Here is a 17,390-nt window from a genome sequence, read left to right as displayed (position 1 = left end):
CGCAACTTCCGGGTTGTCCGCCGGGGCCGGCGGCGGGACAGTGGCGGCATGAACACCGATCCCGCCATCGACCCCGCCGGGGACGAGCCGCGCCACGACGCGGTGGCCCGGGCCATCGCCTTGCTGGTGGAGCGGCGCGACGACCCGCCCGATCTGGCGACGCTGGCGGCCGAGGCCGGGCTGCATCCGCATCATTTCCAGCGCGTGTTCTCGCGCTGGGTCGGGATCAGCCCGAAGCGCTTCGCCCAGTATCTGCGGCTGGACCACGCCCGGCGGCTGCTCAGCGCCCCGACCAGCCTGCTCGACGCCGCGCTCGACACCGGCCTGTCCGGCCCGTCGCGGCTGCACGATCTGTTCGTGACCTGTGAGGCGATGACCCCGGGCGACTGGAAGGCGCGCGGTGTCGGCCTGGTGATCCGTTGGGGCCTGCAGTCCAGCCCGTTCGGCCGCTGCATCGTCGGCACCACCGACCGCGGCGTCTGCTGGTTCAGCTTCGTGAAGGGGGATGAGGCCGCGGCGGTGACCGAGTTCGCCGGCGAATGGCCGGGGGCGGAGCTGCTGCGCGACCAGGCCGCCACCGCCGCCGTGGTGGCGCGGATGTTCGCGCCGCTGGCGGCCGCGACGGCGGACAACCCGCCGCTGCCGGTGCTGCTGCGCGGCACCAATTTCCAGGTCAAGGTGTGGGAAGCGCTGCTGTCGATCCCGCCCGGCCGGGTGGCGAGCTATGGCGACGTCGCCGCCGCGATCGGCCGGCCGACTGCCAGCCGCGCTGTGGGCGGGGCGGTCGGGTCCAACCCGGTCTCGGTACTGATCCCCTGCCACCGCGTGATCCGGGCCAGCGGCATCCTCCACACCTATCGCTGGGGCTCGAGCAAGAAGCAGGCGCTTCTGGCCTGGGAGGCCGGGCTCACCGACGCCGCTGCGGCCTAACCGGCGATCAGCGCGTCCGCCACCTCCACGAGCCGCTCCCGCCAGGCCAGCGGCTCCAGCCAGCGCGGGGGGATGCCGGACAGGCCGTACAGGGCGCCGGCCAACTGGCCGGTGACGGCGCCGACCGAATCCGAGTCGTCGGCGAGATTCACGGCCAGAACCAGTGCTTCCTCGAAGCTGCCGGTGCGGTCCACTGCCCACAGGGCTGCTTCCAGCGTGTGGACGACATAGCCGGAGGATTCGATCAGCGCTCGCGGCTGGCGGCGCCAATCGCCATGGGCGATGCTCTGGATCCTGGCGGCACCGTCCCAGGCCCGGGGCGCCAGCGTCTCGGCCTTGCCGGCGCCCAGGATCGCCGATCGCAGCCTCTCCCCGAAGAAGACGCAGGCCTCCGTCGCCTCGCGCGCGCCATGGGTGGTGCGGCTTTGCTCGGCGGCGATGCGGCGGCAGGCCCCGGCGTCGCGGAGGGTGTGCAGCACGGCGGGGGCCAGCCGCATCAGCGATCCGTTGCCGGCCGTGGTCGGGTCGGTCGCCCCCGCGAAGGGGTCGCCACCCTGCAGGTAGTGATCGAGCGCCTGTCGTGTCGCATTGCCGATGTCGAAGCATGCGCCGGTGCTGGAGTAGCTGCCCTCCTGCCACCAGGCGACGAAGCGGTCCATCAGGTCGGTCGCATCGAAGCCGCGGCGGGCGATCAGGCTGTCGGCCAGGGCCAGCGCCATGCTGGTGTCGTCGGTCCACTGCCCGGGCTGAAGGCCGAACGGGCCGCCGCCGGTCATCTCCCGGTGGTGGGGCCGGCTGTCGCGGGTGCTGAACTCGAGCGTGGTGCCGAGCGCGTCGCCGACTGCGAGGCCGACCAGGGCGCCGCGCGCCCGGTCGATCACGGCGTCTGTCAGGATGTCGTCCATGCCGAACCATACCATGGCTCGCGGTGATGGCAGCCCCGCGGCCGGGCACCGTTGCCGCCGATGGCACCCATGCTAGCCTTCCCGCAAACAGGAGGAGGAAAGCGCATGGCGATCGTCACCGAGGCCCTGATCCGCGACTATGCGGCGCGCGACGGGCTGGGGCTGGCCGAATGGGTGCGCAGCGGCGCGGTCTCGGCGGCCGAGCTGGCCGAGACCGCGATCACCGTGATCGACCGGCTGAATCCGCAGCTCAACGCCGTCACCCGCAAGGCCTATGACATCGGCCGCGACCTGGCGGCGCGGGTGCCGGCCGACGGGCCTTTCGCCGGGGTGCCGTTCCTGATGAAGGATCTTGCCTCGCAATGGCAGGGCGTGCCGGCGACCTGGAGTTGTCCCTACTTCAAAGACCTGCCGGCGCCGAGCGACAGTGAGATGACCCGGCGGATCAAGCGTGCGGGGCTGGTCCCGCTCGGCCGCACCAATGTGCCGGAGGGCGGCTGGTGCATCTCGACCGAGCCGAAGCTGTACGGACGCACCCACAACCCCTGGCGCGAGGATGTGACCCCCGGCGGCTCCAGCGGCGGGTCGGCCGCGGCCGTGGCGGCGCGGATGGTGCCGCTGGCCGAGGCCAGCGACGGCGCCGGCTCGATCCGCGTGCCGGCGGCGAATTGCGGCCTGGTCGGGCTGAAGCCGTCGCGCGGCCGCATCACCTTTGCCCCGGATGCGGTCGATATCTGGTATGGCGGCGTGTACATGCTCTGCGTCTCGCGCACGGTGCGGGACACCGCCGCCTATCTCGACGCCGTGGCCGGCGGCACGCCCGGCGACCCCTACACGCCGCAGTCGCCGGCGGAAGGCTGGGCCGCTGCGGCGCGGCAGCCGGCCCGGGGCCTGCGCATCGGCCTGGTCACCCGGGCGCCGGATGGCGGCCCGATCCATCCCGAGAATCTGGCGGCGGTGCGCGGCACCGCAAAATTGCTGGAGAGCCTGGGCCATGCCGTCGAGGAGCACGATCTCGACTTCGACGCGCGGCGCGCCTGGGCGGTGTACACGAACATGCTGGCGGTCGAGACGGCGGCGATGTTCGCAGCGCTGGAGCCGCTGGTCGGCCGGCCAGTGACGCCGGCGGAGGTCGAGCCGCTGACCTGGGCCGCGATCGAGCGCGGCCGGTCGATCGGCGGCATCCGGCACGCCAATGATGTCGAAGCGCTGCGCCAGTTCGCCCGCGGCCTGATCGGGCAGCTGCTGCCCTTCGACGCCGTCCTGACCCCGACCCTGACCCAGCCGCCGCGGCCCTTCGGCCATTGGGACATGAGCATGACCGATTACGACGCCTACAACGCGCTGTGGTCGGACGCCGTGTTCATGTTCCCGTTCAACCTGTCCGGCCTGCCGGCGATGTCGCTGCCGATGCACTGGACGCCGGACGGGCTGCCGGTCGGGGTGCAGCTGGTCGGCCGCACCGGCGACGAGGCGACACTGCTGCGCCTGGCGACCCAGTTGGAGGCGGCGCAGCCCTGGATCGGGCGTTGGCCGCCGGTGTGTGCCGGGACTTAGCTCAGTCCCAGCACATCGTTCATCGAATAGAGCCCCGGCGCGCGGCCGCGGCCCCACAGGGCGGCCTTGAGCGCGCCGCGGGCGAAGATGCCGCGGTCGGTCGCCTTGTGCCCCAGCTCGATGCGCTCGCCGGCGCCGGCCAGGATCACCGCATGCTCGCCGACCACATCGCCGCCGCGCAGCGTGGCGAAGCCGATGGCGCCCTCCGCCCGCTTGCCGTCGCGGTTGATCGCCTTCACCGCGTCGAAGTCGACGCCGCGGCCCTCGGCGGCGGCGCGGCCCAGCAGGATGGCGGTGCCGGAGGGGGAGTCGATCTTGTGGCGGTGATGCATCTCCACCACCTCGAGGTCCCAGCCGGCGTCGAGCGCGCGGGCGGCCTGGCGCACCAGGGCCGCCAGCAGGGTCACGCCCATGCTCATATTGTAGGACTGGATGATCGGGGTGTGGCGCGCGGCCCGGCTCAGCGCCGCCAGATCCTCGGCCGAGAAGCCGGTGGTGCCGGTGACCAGCACCGCCTTGCCCTGCGCCGCCAGGGCGGCGAAGCGGACCGAGGCCTCGGGCCGGCTGAAGTCGATCACCGCATCGGCGGTGGCGAACAGCTGCACCGGGTCGTCGGAGACGGTGACGCCGCAGGCCGGGCGCCCGGCCAGCAGGCCGGCATCCTGGCCGATCGCGGCGCTGCCCTCGTTGCCGACCGCGCCATGCAGCGCCACCGAGCCGTCGGTCGCATCCAGCACGGTCTGGATCAGCATCCGGCCCATCCGGCCGGCGGCGCCGGTGACGCCGATCCTGACGGGGCCCACGTCGGGGCGGGGGGTGTCGCCGGCGGTCATGCGGCAGGGTCCTCTGCTGGTCCGGGCATCCGGAGAGGATGCCTCGGCTCTTTGCGGTCCCTGGATCACCGGGTCAAGCCCGGTGATGACAGAAGGGGAATGGCGGCCGGCTGACGCCGCCGCTACTCCTTGAAGAACTCCTTCACCTTGGCGAAGAAGCCCTGGCTCTCGGGGCTGGTGCCGCCACCGCCCTCGCGCTCGAACTCCTCGAGCAGCTCGCGCTGGCGCTTGCTCAGATTGACCGGGGTCTCGACCTGCAGCTCGACATACATGTCGCCGCGGCCGGCCGAGCGCAGCACCGACATGCCCTTGCCGCGCAGGCGGAAGCGGGCGCCGGACTGGGTGCCGGCCGGCACCGTGATCTTGGCGCGGCCGCCGTCGATCGCCGGGATCTCGATCGGGCCGCCCAGCGCCGCAATGGTCATCGGGATCGGCGCCTTGCAGAACAGGTCGGCGCCGTCGCGCTGGAACAGGGCGTGCGGCCGCACCGACAGAAAGATGTACAGGTCGCCCGGCGGGGCGCCGCGCATGCCGCTTTCGCCCTCGTTCGACAGGCGGATGCGGGTGCCGTCGTCCACCCCCGGCGGGATGTCGACCTTCAGCGTCTTGTCCTTGCGGACGCGGCCGGAGCCGCTGCAGTTCCGGCACGGGTTCTTGATCACCCGGCCCTGGCCGCCGCAGCCGGGGCAGGTGCGCTCGACCGTGAAGAAGCCCTGGGAGGCGCGGACGCGGCCGGCGCCGCCGCAGGTCGGGCAGGTCACCGGCTGGCTGCCGGGCTCGGCGCCCGAACCGTCGCAGACCTCGCAGCCCACCGAGGACGGCACCTTGACCGTGGCCTGCTTGCCGACGAAGGCCTCTTCAAGCGTGATCTCGAGGTTGAAGCGGACATCGGCGCCGCGCCCGGCCTGGGCGCGCTGGCCGCCGCGGCGGCCACCCATGAAATCGCCGAACATCTCCTCGAAGATGTCGGCGAAGCCGCCGGAGAAGTCGGCCCCGCCCGGGCCCCGCGGCCCGGCGCCGCCGTCGAAGGCGGCGTGGCCGAAGCGGTCATAGGCAGCACGCTTCTGCTCGTCCTTCAGGACGTCGTAGGCCTCGTTGATTTCCTTGAACTTGTGCTCGGCGGTCTGGTCGCCCGGGTTGCGGTCCGGGTGATACTGCATCGCCAGCTTGCGGTAGGCCTTCTTGATCTCATCCGCGCCGGCGCCGCGCGCRACCCCCAACAGATCGTAAAAATCCTGCTTCGCCATGCCGATCCTCGTGCCGAACCGGGAGAGCCCTGGCGGCCCCGGCCCGGATGAAAACCGCCCCCGCGCGGTCCGTCACGGACCCTCGCGGGGGCGGTGTGCCCCTTGTCAGTGTGTCGTGGTCATGCGACCGCGGTCACGCCGACTTCTTCTTCTTGTCGTCGTCGACTTCCTCGAAATCGGCGTCGACCACGCCGTCATCCGGCTTCGCCGAAGCCTGCTCGCCGCCCTCCGGCGCCGCGCCCGACTCCTGGCTGGCCTTGTACATGGCCTCGCCGATCTTCATCGCCGCCTGGGCCAGGGCATCGGTCTTGGCCTTGATCTGGTCGGCGTCCTCGCTCGACAGCACCGACTTCAGGTCGGCGATCGCAGCCTCGACCGCCGCCTTGTCGGCCGCGTCGACCTTGTCGCCGAACTCGGCCAGCTGTTTCTCGGTCGAATGGACCAGCGCGTCACCATGGTTTCGCGCCTCGACCGCCTCGCGGCGCTTCTTGTCGCCGGCGGCGTTGGCCTCGGCGTCCTTGACCATCTTGTCGATGTCGCCGTCCGACAGGCCGCCCGAGGCCTGGATGCGGATCGCCTGCTCCTTGCCGGTGGCCTTGTCCTTGGCGCTGACATTGACCAGGCCGTTGGCGTCGATGTCGAAGGTGACCTCGACCTGCGGCATGCCGCGCGGGGCCGGCGGGATGCCGACCAGGTCGAACTGGCCGAGGATCTTGTTGTCGGCCGCCATCTCGCGCTCGCCCTGGAAGACGCGGATGGTCACCGCGGTCTGGTTGTCCTCGGCGGTCGAGAAGGTCTGGCTCTTCTTGGTCGGGATCGTGGTGTTGCGCTCGATCAGCCGGGTGAACACGCCGCCCAGCGTCTCGATGCCCAGCGACAGCGGGGTGACGTCGAGCAGCAGGACGTCCTTGACCTCGCCCTTCAGCACGCCGCCCTGGATCGCGGCGCCGACGGCCACGACCTCATCCGGGTTGACGCCGCGATGCGGCTCCTTGCCGAAGAACTGCTTCACCGTCTCGATGACCTTGGGCATGCGGGTCATGCCGCCGACCAGGATCACCTCGTCGATCTCGCTGGCCTTCAGGCCCGCATCCTTCAGCGCGGCGCGGCACGGCTCGACCGTGCGCTGGATCAGGTCGTCGACCAGCGCCTCGAGCTTGGCCCGGGTCAGCTTGATGTTCAGGTGCTTCGGGCCGGACGCGTCGGCGGTGATGAACGGCAGGTTCACCTCGGTCTGGACCGAGGAGGACAGCTCGATCTTCGCCTTCTCGGCCGCTTCCTTCAGGCGCTGCAAGGCCAGCTTGTCGCGGCGCAGGTCGATGCCCTGCTCCTTTTTGAACTCCTCGGCCAGGTAGTCGATGATCTTGGCGTCGAAATCCTCACCGCCCAGGAAGGTGTCGCCGTTGGTCGACTTCACCTCGAACACGCCGTCGCCGATCTCCAGCACCGAGATGTCGAAGGTGCCGCCGCCGAGGTCGTAGACCGCGATCGTGCCCGACGCCTTCTTGTCCAGGCCATAGGCCAGGGCGGCCGCCGTCGGCTCGTTGATGATGCGCAGCACCTCGAGCCCGGCGATCCGGCCGGCGTCCTTGGTGGCCTGGCGCTGGCTGTCGTTGAAATAGGCCGGGACGGTGATGACGGCCTGCGTCACCTTCTCGCCCAGGAAATTCTCGGCCGTCTCCTTCATCTTCATCAGGGTGAAGGCGGAGATCTGGCTGGGGGCGTATTTCTGGCCGCGCGACTCGACCCAGGCGTCGCCGTTGTCGCCGGACACGATCTGGTACGGGACCAGGCCCTTGTCCTTCTGCGTCATCGGGTCGTCGTAACGGCGGCCGATCAGGCGCTTGACCGCGAAGATGGTGTTCTCGGGGTTGGTCACCGCCTGGCGCTTCGCCGCCTGGCCGACCAGCCGCTCACCCGACTCGGTGAAGGCGACGATCGACGGCGTGGTGCGCGCGCCTTCCGCATTCTCGATCACCCGGCCCTGGGCCCCATCCATGATGGCGACGCAGGAATTGGTCGTGCCGAGGTCGATACCGATGACTTTGCTCATCTCTTCCTCATTCCTTCAGCAGGTCGCGGCTGGCCCTCGGTGAGGCACCGCCGGGACCCCCAATGTTTCCATGCCGCCCCGGAAGGCGGCTCTTGCTTCCCCGTGCATATAGGCGGGGCGTCCTCGCGCTGCAACGTGGAGTCTGCAGGATTGTGACCGACCGGGACGGCTGTGGCCGCCGCGTCACGTCCGGCCCATCAAACCCGGCGGGGCGCGCCGAGGAGGAGACCGGCCAGGAAGCCGCCGATATGGGCCTGCCAGGYGATCTGGGCGTCCAGGCCCATGAAGCCGCCGCCCATCAGCGCGAACAGGCCGTTGGCGATGATGGTGAAGCCGATCAGGTTCAGCGCCAGGCGCCGCCCGGCCGGGTCATGCCGGGCCAGGGCCAGCCGGCAGAAGGCGGCGATGCAGCCCGACACCGCGCCGGAGGCGCCGATCAGCGTGGTCTCGGCGCCCCAGCTGGCGGCGACCTGCACCAGGGCCGCGGCCACGGTGGTGCCCAGCAGCAGCACGGCGTAGCGGCGCGGGCCGAAATGCCGCTCGCAGACGCTGCCGAAGGCCAGGAAGAAGCCGAGATTGGCGATCAGGTGGATCGGCTCGTAGTGGATCAGCGCGTAGAACACCAGCGACGCGACCACCGTCAGCGCGTCGAGCGGCGGCAGCTGGTCGAGATACCCGAAGAAGGCCGGGACCACGGCCATGCGGTAGACGACCGGCGCCCAGATCGATTCCGGCAGCAGGTGGATGATGGCAAAAACCGCGACCATCACGCCGCTCAGCCACAGCGTGATCGGCGGGACGTTGAAGATCGGCTGGCGCGGCATGGCCCCTCGGGCGCTCTGAGACGGGTCCCGCCTCTTACAGGAGTGCCGGTCGGATCGGAAGCCCGCGATCCGTCACGCCGGGCCGGGATCCGCCCCTGGCGGCAGCAGCAGCGCCCGGAATGCCTCGTCCGCCGCCCTGATGGCCGGGGCATGGTCCCAGATGCCCGGCCGCGGCGCCATCTCGGAGAGTGCGGCGGTGAGATAGGCCTCCAGCGACGGGATGCGGGCGGCCATGTCGGATTCGGTGGCAGCCCGCTTGCGAAGCAGCAGCATAGCCACGTCCTCGCGCAGATCGTCCGGCAACGGGGCACCTTCCATCAGGCTGGGCAGGTCCATCGGCGGCGGTGCCGCCTTGCGGTGGATCCAATCCAGGGCCAGCGCCGGCCGCAACGCATAGAAGTAAGATTTCAGCCTGACCGGATCGTCTCCCGGCGCCCAGGCGCGGCGGGCGGAGCGGTCGTAGTGATAGGCCAGCGCCGGCAGATGCGCGCACGCCCTGGCCAGGCCGTTTAGAAGGGTGCCGGTGTCCTCGTCGCGCCGATAGACCACCGGCGAGCTCAGCCACTCGGTCACGACGGCATTCGATTTGGCGATCAGGCCGAGAGCCTTGCGCAGATCCCAGCCGTTCACGTCCAGCGTGCCGTCGACCGGCAGCTCGATCACGTCGCGCCGGGTCTCGACCGAAAGATAGTCTGCGATCGGCCGGACATAGATGAAACGGACGTCGTAGTCGCTGTCGCGCGACGCGAAGCGCCAGGCGCGGCTGCCCGATTCCACCGCGACCAGGATGCGAACGCCTTCGCGTCGCTCGATCTCGTCCAGGATCGGGCCGATGCGCTCCCGCATCCCCTCGTCGATCATAGGATCCTGCGTCATGCGCCCTCTTCCAGGATCTGCCGGCGATGCGCTCCCACAACCATGGCCTCGGCGGCGGCCAGATCCGGCTCCGTGGGCAGGATCGATGCCGCGGCGGCCGCTTCGGCCCGCTCCATCAGCAGCTCGATCTCCTCGGCGACGGTGGCATAGGGCAGCTCGCCGCGTTTGATCCGCAACAGATGGTCTGCCGTGGCCAGGGGAAACCTCAGGCGGCCGGTCGTGAACAACTCCAGCGCCTCGTGCCCGACCCGCACGGCGTGCGACAGCGCCTTCCAGTCGATGCCCTGCTGGCGTTCCGCCTCCAGCGCCCGCTGTCCGTATTCGGCCACCAGCCGTGCCGCCAGCTCCCGCGCCGTCTTGATCGAGGCATGGAACGGCGCCTTGCGACCGCAGATGTCGAGATGCCGCGCCAAGCGCCCGGGCTGGACCTCGATGTCGACCAGGGCGACATGCTCGGCCGCGGCGGCCAGCGTCTCCAGCATGGCCTCGGCCTGGTCCAGGCGGCTGCCGGCGCCATAGGCACGCTCCGCGGCTTCCAGCACGGCCAGGGCCTGCCGAGCGGTGGCGGCGCGGGAGCCCTTGATGCCGTATTTGTTGGCCTGCTGCCGGCAATAGCGGACGAAGGACGCGGCCCGCCGGCTGACCAGCCGCGGCGCCGCGGCCTGAAGTTCGCGCCAGATCCCGTCCGGCGGGACGGTCATCACGCTGTCCGGGGCGAACAGCATCTCGATCGCCATGGGCTGCCCGCCGACCAGGAGATCCAGATAGCGCTGCAGGCTGAACACCTCCCGGTCGACATCGCCGGGCCGGTTGCGTTCGCCATGTTCCTTCGGGCGGGAGTCCACGATTGTGGCGGGAACCCGTTGCAGCAGCAGATCGCGCGCCGCCGGGAGGTAGACGGCCTTCAGGTCGATGTCGGAATCGGGCGTTGCGGTGCCGTACAGATGCGACCCGCACCGCATCTCGACCAGGATGCGCATCTCACCCCGCCCCCAGGATCTCCGCCCGGGCTGCCCGGGTCAGCTTGGCCAGGACCAGGCGGTGCGCCTCGCGCAGATAGGCCTGCAGGTCGTCCGGCGGCAGGGCGTCGAGCGCCGCCGCCACCCATTTAGCGCGGGCCAGATAGGGCGCCGGGCGGATGCCCGGCTGCTCGACCAGCAGGATGTAGGAGAAGTCCGACGCCTTGAACCAGGCTTCGGGCGCGCCGCGCGACATCCCGGCCAGGATGGTGAAGATCTTGCCGCCGACCTTGAACACATGGGCGCCGCCCCATTGCACGCTCAGGGCCGCGCCGGGCAGGGTCAGGCAGAATGCCTCGACCGTTTCGGGCGTCACCGCGCCCTCGGCGCGGTCAGTGGCCGTGGCGGTTGGCCTTGCGGACGAAGCGGCGGCCGCAATAGTTGCACACCACCTCGTGCTCATGCCCGATCGGGTAATAGACCATCGGGTGGCCCAGCGGCGCGCCGCCGCCGTCGCACCCGACGGTCTCGACATCGCGGTCGACCTCGATCACTTCGGACGGCTGGAGGGTGGCGGGCTGCATGGCTGTTCCTGGCGGCAAGGGCATGACGGGCGATGATTGCCCGGATTCCGGCCGGATGATACCCATGGCGTCCGGCCGATCAACTGTTTCACGATAATCATGAATGCCGCGCCGAACGCCGCACCCGAGAGCGCCATCCGCCTGCGCGGCCTGACCAAGACCTATCGCGGGCGCAACAAGCAGCCGGACAAGCTGGCGCTGCACCCGATCGATCTCGACATCCCCGCCGGCTCGATCTTCGGCCTCTTGGGCCCGAACGGCGCCGGCAAGTCGACCCTGATCAACATCCTGGCCGGCCTGGTCACCAAGACCGCGGGCGATGCCTGGATCTGGGGCTTCGACATCGCCCGGGCGACGCGCCAGGCGCGGGCCGCGATCGGCGTGGTGCCGCAGGAGCTGAACATCGACCCGTTCTTCACCCCGCGCGAGCTGCTGGACCTGCAGGCCGGGCTGTACGGCGTGCCGAAGAAGGAGCGGATCACCGCGGATCTCCTGGCCGCAGTCGGCCTGGCCGACAAGGCCGACGCCTATGCCCGCACCCTGTCGGGCGGCATGCGGCGGCGGCTGATGGTGGCCAAGGCGATGGTGCATTCGCCGCCGGTGCTGGTGCTGGACGAGCCGACCGCCGGCGTCGACATCGAGCTGCGGCGCAGCCTGTGGGCCCATGTCCGGGCGCTGAACCGGGCCGGCACCACCATCGTGCTGACCACGCATTACCTGGAGGAGGCGGAAGAGCTGTGCGACCGGATCGCGATCATCGATCAGGGCCGCATCGTCGCCTGCGACAGCACCACCAACCTCTTGTCCAGCGTCGACAGCAAGACCCTGGTGGTGAGCTTGAGCGAGCCCTTGGACGCACTGCCGCCGGCCCTGGCCGCCCGCGGCATGGAGCTGGCGGACGCGACCCGGCTGGTGGTGCGCTACCGGCCGAGCGAGACCCGGCTGGGCGACCTTCTCAACCTGATGGACCAGGCCGGCGTGCGCATCGCCGACCTGACCACCGAGGAGACCGACCTGGAGGACATCTTCCTGCAGCTGACCGGTGAAGGCGCCGCTGCGGCCCGGAAGGCGGCGGGGGAGTAGATTGCCTCAGCCGGCGTCCGCATCGGCCGGCGGCTCGTCACCGGCCTCGTCGAGAAAGCGCAGGAACGCTGCCCGGTCTCCCGCGGCCGCCCGCTTCCGGAAGAATTCTTCCGTTTCGAGCGCCGACAGCTTTTCGGCCACGGCAACGTTGATGAACTGATTCAGGCTGGTGCCTTCCGCCGCCGCCAAGCGCTCAGCCGCGCTCTTGAGCGAAGGCTGAAGCCGCAGCGCATAGTTGGCCTTGCTCATCCGATCCTCCTCAGCAGCTCTGCAGGCGCGACGATCTCGATCCCGAACCGATCTGCCGGTGTGAAATGCCCGGTGTTGAAGGTCACGATACAGTCCGCTCGGCCGTTGATCGCCGTTTCCAGCACCATTTCGTCCGCCACGTCGCCGAGTTGCGGCCGCCACAGATAGTGCAGCCTCACCGGTGCGACCAGCCCGGCAAGATAGTCCAGGAATCCCGCGACCGCCTCGGGCGTCAGACGGGCTGCCAGCAGGTGCTCGGGCCGGCACAACACGGCTTCATACTCCAGAAAGAGCGGAACGCTTGCCAACATCCGAAAGCGTCGCTGATCGACCGCACGGAGAAGCGCGTTAGAGGCGCTCATCCGGCTGCGACGGGCTGAAACCAGGATGTTGGTGTCGAGAACCGCTCGTATCATCAACCATCATATCATATCGCGGATGATATGAAACCATGATCATCCACCTACTGCGCCGCCTGGGCCGAGGCGAGCTGGCGGGAGACCAGCTGGGCGTAGAGGCCGCCGCGGACCAGCAGCGCCGCATGGGTTCCGGTCTCCGCCACCCGGCCCTCGTCCAGCACCACGATCAGGTCGGCGTCGCGCACGGTCGAAAGGCGGTGGGCGATGACGATGGTGGTGCGGTCGGCCTGCAGCCGGTCCAGCGCCCGGCGCACCGCCTGCTCGTTCACCGTGTCGAGATGCGAGGTCGCCTCGTCCAGGATCAGCACCGAGGCGTTCTTCAGGAAGGCGCGGGCGATGGCGACGCGCTGGCGCTGGCCGCCGGACAGGGCGGTGCCGCGCTCGCCGACCGGCGAGTCGAGCCCCTCGGGCAGGGTCTCGACCAGCTCGGCCAGAGAGGCGTGGCCGATCGCCGCCGCCAGCTCCGCCTCGCTCGCCTCCGGCCGGGCGATCAGGATGTTGGCGCGCAGCGTGTCGTTGAACAGGTAGGTGTCCTGCGCCACCAGGGCGATGCGCCGCCGCAGATCGTCGAGCTCGTAGTCGCGCAGGTCGGCGCCGTTCAGCAGGATCCGGCCCTCATCCACGTCCCAGAACCGCATCAGCAGCTGCGCCGTGGTGGTCTTGCCGGCGCCGGAGGTGCCGACCAGCGCCACGGTCTTGCCGGCCGGGATCTCCACCGTCACCCCGGACAGGGCGCGCCGGCCCTGGCCCGGATAGGTGAAGCCGACGCCCTGCAGCGTCAGCGCCGCCGGGCCGGAATGGTCCGGCACGCCCGGACCGTCGAAGACCGGCACCGGCTCGGCCTTCAGCCCATAGATGCGGCGGGTGGCGCCCAGCGTGTCGGCCAGCTGGCGGCCGACCTGGGCGATCTCCGACACCGGCAGGAAGGCGGCCATGGCCAGGATGGTCAGCAGCGGCAGCAGGCCGGGGTCGATCGCGCCATGGGTCGACAGCGCGGCGCCGGTCACCACCACGGCCAGGCCGCCCAGGCCGGTCAGGATCTCCAGCAGGCTCTGCTGCCGGGTCAGCTCGGCGAAGAAGGGCAGGCGCAGCCGGATGAAGCGCTGCGACAGCGCGTCCAAACGGTCGCCGCGCGCGCCCTCCTGCTGGAAGGCGACGATCTCGCCCAATCCCTGCACCGAGTCGACGGCGAAGGCGCCGAGCTCGCCGGCCGCCTCCCGCGACTCGGAGCCGAGCGTGTCGACCCGGCCGCGCATCAGGAACGGGCTGACGGCCACCGCCAGCAGGAAGGGCAGCAGCGCCAGGGCGATCCACGGGCTGGCCCAGACCAGCACCGCCAGCACCGCCGCCGGCACCAGCACGGCGACGAAGGCCGGCGCCACGGTGTGGGCGAAGAAATACTCCACCAGCTCGATGTCGTGGGTGACCAGCGCCATCAGGTCGCCGGTACGCCGCCGCACCAGATAGGCCGGGGCCAGGGCATCGAGCTTGCGGAACACGTCGCCGCGCATGTCGGCCAGCAGGCGGAAGGCCATGTCGTGCGCGATCCAGGATTCCAGCCAGTGCAGCACGCCGGACAGCGGCGCCACCACGGCCAGGGCCCAGAGCAGCCCGCCATAGGGCTCGCCGTTCTTCAGCGCCAGCAGGACCAGGGCGCTGAGCACCCCGACGCCGATGAAGCTGACGACGCGCAGCACGCCGAAGGCGAAGGTCAGGGCCAGCTTGCCCTTCCAGGGCATGGCCAGCTTCATCAGCTCGGCCACCAGCCGGCCCCAGCCCAGTCCCTCGGCCTTGAGGATGCCCTCGGTCTCCGATTTGGACGCGGCGCCGGGCGCAGTCGGAGCCGACTCGGCGGTGCGGGCGGCGACGGGTGAGTCGATGCCCAGCGTGTCGATGATCGTGCTGGCGGCGGATTCGCGCGCCTGCTCGGCCATCAGCCCGGCATAGACGCCGCCCTGCTGCATCAGTGCGGCATGGGGGCCACTCTCGACCACCCGGCCGCGGTCCAGCACCAGGATGCGGTCGCAGCCGATCACGCTCGACAGGCGGTGCGCCAGCACCAGCGTGGTGCGGCCCTGCATCAGCCGGTCCAGCGCCTCCTGGATCACAGCCTCGTTCTCGGCGTCGACCGCGGACAGCGCCTCGTCCAGCACCAGGATCGGGGTGTCGCGCAGCAGGGCGCGGGCGATGGCGACGCGCTGGCGCTGGCCGCCGGACAGCTTCACGCCCTTCTCGCCGACCACGGTGCGATAGCCCTGCGGCAGCGACTGGACGAAGCCGTGGATGTTGGCGGCGCGGGCGGCGGCCTCGACCTCGGCCTCGGTGGCCTCCGGCCGGCCCATGCGGATGTTGTCCTCGACCGTGCCGTGGAACAGGAAGGTGTCCTGGTTCACCACTGAGATCATCGACCGGATCTGGGCGAAGGACAGGCCGCGCAGGTCGTGCCCGCCCAGGCGGATCGAGCCGGCCTCCGGGTCGTAGAAGCGCAGCAGCAGGCGGACGATCGACGATTTGCCGCCACCGGACGGGCCGACCAGGCCGATCCGCTCGCCGGCCCTGGCCTCGAAGCTCAGCGCCTCATGGATGGTGCGGCGGGTGCCGGGATAGCGGAAGCGCACGCCGTCGAATTCGATGGTCGGGTCCAGCGGCCGGGCCAGCGCCGCCGGGGCGGCATCCGCCACCTCCGGCGTGTCATCCAGCACCCCGTAGATGCCCTGGGCGGCGGACAGGCCGACCATGCCCTGGTGCAGCACCGACCGCAGCTCGCGCATCGGCCGGAAGATCTCGACCCCCAGCATCAGGATGACCAGCAGCGCCGACAGGGCCATGGCGCCGCTGTCAACCCGCCAGGCGCCCAGCGCCAGGGCAGCGGCGGCGCCGCTGGCGATGGCGCTGTCGGTGATGCCGCGGGCCAGCACATTGGACCCCAGCACCCGCATGGTGCTGCGGAACACCGACTGCGCCTTGAGCTTCAGGGTCGCGCCCCGCGCGCCGCTCTGGCCGAAGGCCTTCAGCGTCGCCAGGCCCTGCACCGAATCCAGGAACTCGGCGGCGAAATCGGCATAGACCTGGCGCAGCTGCAGCGAGCTGCCGGTCTCGCGCCGATGCCACAGCGCCGGGCCGAACAGGGCGATCAGGGCGAAGGCCAGCATCACCACGGCCACCGGCAGGTCGACGAAGGCGATGGCGGCGAAGATCAGGATCGGCGTCAGCAGCGCGATCAGGAACTGCGGCAGGAACTGGCCGAAATAGACCTCCAGCTGCTCCACCCCGTCGATCAGCGACAGGGTCAGCGCGCCGGAGCGGCGGCGAGCGACGGTGCCGGGCCCCAGCGCGGCGATCCGGTCGAAGATGGTACGCCGCAGCCGGGCCTGGACCCGCGACGCGGTCTCATGTGCCACCATCACCCTTCCGTATTCGGCGACGCCGCGCAGCACCATGATTCCGGCGATCAAGACGATGGACGGCACCAGCTCGGCCAGCGGCCGGCCGGCGAAGACCTGGCCGATCAGCCAGCCCAGCAGGGCCAGCCGGGCGACGCCGAGCGCCACCGAAACCAGGCCGACCGCCACCGCCCCGGCGATGCGGAGGCGGACTCCTTCCGTGAACTTCCACAGGCGCGGTTCGAAATGCATCGCATCCCTCTGATGAAATGATGCTGCCGGTCGCCTGTCGTCGGATGGGTCGGGCCGGCCCCGACCTGACGATATCGTGAACGCTGGTGAACGGAATTCGACAAATTCGAGGACAGGCTGTACGTTTCTGTTCAGGCATATCGAGGCAGGAGATGCGAGCCATGGCCGCCGACTGGGACGATCTGCGCGTGTTCCTGACCCTGGCGCGCGAGGGCAACCTGACCGCGGCGGCGCGGCGGCTGCAGGTCAGCCACCCGACCGTGGCGCGGCGGGTGCGCAGCCTGGAGGAGTCGATCGGCGCCCGGCTGTTCGATCGGCTGCCGGACCGATTCGTGCTGACCGCGGCGGGCGAGGAGCTGCTGGCCGACACCGAGGCGATGGAGCGCGCCGCCGAATCGATCCAGCGGCGCAGCGCCGGGCTCGGCGACACCGCGCATGGCACGGTCCGGGTCTCGGCCGGTGAGGCGATGACGGGCTTCCTGGCCGACCACCTGCCGCCGCTGCGGCGCGGCCTGCAATGCATCGAGATCGAGCTGGCGGCCAGCCACATGCTGGCCAACCTGTCGCGGCGCGAGGCCGACCTGCTGATCCGCGAGCAGGTGCCGGACGTGTCGAGCCTGGTGGCGCGGCGGCTGGGCCGGGTCGAGTACGCGATCTATGCCGGCCGCGGCCATGAGGTTGCCGACACGACGCCGGAAGGGCTGCGCCGCCTGACCTGGGCCGGCTTCGACGAGGAGCATAGCTACATGCCCGGCCAGGCCTGGGTGGCGGAGCTGTTGCAGGGCGCCCGGCCGGCGGTGCGGGTCAACAACTGGCTGGTGCTGCAGCAGGCGGTGCGCAGCGGCGAGGCGGTGGGGCTGCTGCCCTGCTGTGCCGGCGACCCGGACCCCGGCCTGCGCCGGCTGCGGCCGGTGGTGGAGGAGGTCGGGGTCGACCAGTGGCTGCTGGTCCACCGCGACCTGCGGGCCCTTTCGCGAGTCCGACGGGTGATGGATTCGCTCGTCGCCCTGTTCCGTGAACGGCGCGATGTGCTGGAGGGCCGGCTGCAGGAGGTCGCGACGCCTTGATCCTGCCGCCGCCGGCGGTTGAAATAGGGCCATGCTGGTGAGCGACAGATCCGTCATGACAGCTTCCGCCCGGTCCCGAAGGGCAATCGCCTGTTCTTGCACGCGTTGCCTCTCCCGCCTGGCGGGAGAGGTCGGACATCCGTCAGGATGTCCGGGTGAGGGTTGGTCM

16 protein-coding genes are annotated in these 17,390 nt (G+C 70.6%); 4 read left to right on the top strand and 12 right to left on the bottom strand.

The genetic code is table 11. From position 1 onward, the window contains the following. Nucleotides 1-48: 48 nt before the first annotated feature. The gene (locus AB4Z01_RS16950) at nt 49-930 is read left to right on the top strand and encodes a bifunctional transcriptional activator/DNA repair enzyme AdaA (RefSeq protein WP_441695657.1); all 882 of its coding nucleotides are present in this window, start codon (nt 49-51) and stop codon (nt 928-930) included. Here the strand turns inward: AB4Z01_RS16950 and AB4Z01_RS16945 are convergent. Then, entirely contained in the window at nt 927-1,835 is a 909-nt protein-coding gene (locus AB4Z01_RS16945; RefSeq protein WP_441695655.1) for an ADP-ribosylglycohydrolase family protein, read from the bottom strand. The genes AB4Z01_RS16950 and AB4Z01_RS16945 overlap by 4 nt on opposite strands. Nucleotides 1,836-1,940: 105 nt before the next feature. Here AB4Z01_RS16945 and AB4Z01_RS16940 point away from each other — a divergent pair, with 105 nt between their 5' ends. After that, entirely contained in the window at nt 1,941-3,392 is a 1,452-nt protein-coding gene (locus AB4Z01_RS16940) for an amidase (RefSeq protein ID WP_441695654.1), read from the top strand. Here the strand turns inward: AB4Z01_RS16940 and dapB are convergent. The 8 genes from dapB to AB4Z01_RS16900 form a co-directional block, all read right to left on the bottom strand. Then, complete coding sequence (dapB, locus tag AB4Z01_RS16935) at nt 3,389-4,225, bottom strand: 4-hydroxy-tetrahydrodipicolinate reductase (protein WP_441695653.1); 837 nt, start codon at nt 4,223-4,225, stop codon at nt 3,389-3,391. The two genes, AB4Z01_RS16940 and dapB, sit on opposite strands and share 4 nt — an antisense overlap. A 122-nt stretch (nt 4,226-4,347) precedes the next feature. After that, nucleotides 4,348-5,472, bottom strand: a complete 1,125-nt coding sequence (gene dnaJ, locus AB4Z01_RS16930; RefSeq protein ID WP_441695651.1) for a molecular chaperone DnaJ — start codon at nt 5,470-5,472, stop codon at nt 4,348-4,350. A 133-nt stretch (nt 5,473-5,605) separates the two neighbouring features. After that, complete coding sequence (gene dnaK, locus AB4Z01_RS16925; RefSeq protein ID WP_441695649.1) at nt 5,606-7,525, bottom strand: molecular chaperone DnaK; 1,920 nt, start codon at nt 7,523-7,525, stop codon at nt 5,606-5,608. Nucleotides 7,526-7,722: 197 nt separating this feature from the next. Next, nucleotides 7,723-8,349, bottom strand: a complete 627-nt coding sequence (locus AB4Z01_RS16920) for a rhomboid family intramembrane serine protease (protein ID WP_441695647.1) — start codon at nt 8,347-8,349, stop codon at nt 7,723-7,725. A 72-nt stretch (nt 8,350-8,421) separates the two neighbouring features. Beyond that, complete coding sequence (locus AB4Z01_RS16915; RefSeq protein ID WP_441695646.1) at nt 8,422-9,225, bottom strand: nucleotidyltransferase domain-containing protein; 804 nt, start codon at nt 9,223-9,225, stop codon at nt 8,422-8,424. Continuing rightward, the gene (locus AB4Z01_RS16910) at nt 9,222-10,205 is read right to left on the bottom strand and encodes a DNA polymerase beta superfamily protein (protein WP_441695644.1); all 984 of its coding nucleotides are present in this window, start codon (nt 10,203-10,205) and stop codon (nt 9,222-9,224) included. The genes AB4Z01_RS16915 and AB4Z01_RS16910 overlap by 4 nt, the downstream gene beginning before the upstream one ends. Before the next feature lies 1 nt (nt 10,206). After that, nucleotides 10,207-10,560, bottom strand: a complete 354-nt coding sequence (locus AB4Z01_RS16905; protein ID WP_441695642.1) for an MmcQ/YjbR family DNA-binding protein — start codon at nt 10,558-10,560, stop codon at nt 10,207-10,209. Nucleotides 10,561-10,576: 16 nt separating this feature from the next. Then, complete coding sequence (locus AB4Z01_RS16900) at nt 10,577-10,768, bottom strand: zinc-finger domain-containing protein (protein ID WP_441695640.1); 192 nt, start codon at nt 10,766-10,768, stop codon at nt 10,577-10,579. Nucleotides 10,769-10,867: 99 nt separating this feature from the next. On the opposite strand from AB4Z01_RS16900, the gene AB4Z01_RS16895 reads away from it, so the two are divergent. Further along, entirely contained in the window at nt 10,868-11,851 is a 984-nt protein-coding gene (locus AB4Z01_RS16895) for an ABC transporter ATP-binding protein (protein ID WP_441695638.1), read from the top strand. Nucleotides 11,852-11,857: 6 nt separating this feature from the next. On the opposite strand, the gene AB4Z01_RS16890 is transcribed toward AB4Z01_RS16895, so the two are convergent. Genes AB4Z01_RS16890 through AB4Z01_RS16880 form a run of 3 tightly spaced genes read right to left on the bottom strand, consistent with a single transcriptional unit; the run spans nt 11,858 to nt 16,154 of the window. Then, a complete protein-coding gene (locus AB4Z01_RS16890; RefSeq protein WP_441695636.1) occupies nt 11,858-12,100 on the bottom strand; it encodes a toxin-antitoxin system HicB family antitoxin in 243 nt (80 codons plus the stop codon). Then, the gene (locus AB4Z01_RS16885; RefSeq protein ID WP_441695634.1) at nt 12,097-12,516 is read right to left on the bottom strand and encodes a putative toxin-antitoxin system toxin component, PIN family; all 420 of its coding nucleotides are present in this window, start codon (nt 12,514-12,516) and stop codon (nt 12,097-12,099) included. Before AB4Z01_RS16885 ends, AB4Z01_RS16890 begins: the two co-directional genes overlap by 4 nt. Nucleotides 12,517-12,563: 47 nt before the next feature. Continuing rightward, on the bottom strand, nt 12,564-16,154 hold the full coding sequence (locus AB4Z01_RS16880) for an ABC transporter ATP-binding protein (RefSeq protein ID WP_441695632.1): 3,591 nt from the start codon (nt 16,152-16,154) through the stop codon (nt 12,564-12,566). A gap of 161 nt (nt 16,155-16,315) precedes the next feature. Here AB4Z01_RS16880 and AB4Z01_RS16875 point away from each other — a divergent pair, with 161 nt between their 5' ends. After that, nucleotides 16,316-17,221: a LysR family transcriptional regulator gene (locus AB4Z01_RS16875; protein ID WP_441695630.1), complete on the top strand. Its 906-nt coding sequence runs from the start codon at nt 16,316-16,318 to the stop codon at nt 17,219-17,221. The last annotated feature ends 169 nt before the right edge of the window (nt 17,222-17,390 follow it).

Origin of the sequence: Inquilinus sp. YAF38, from assembly GCF_052113205.1 — a bacterium.
Classification (GTDB): Bacteria; Pseudomonadota; Alphaproteobacteria; order DSM-16000; family Inquilinaceae; genus Inquilinus.
This window is presented reverse-complemented; position numbering and strand designations above follow the sequence as displayed.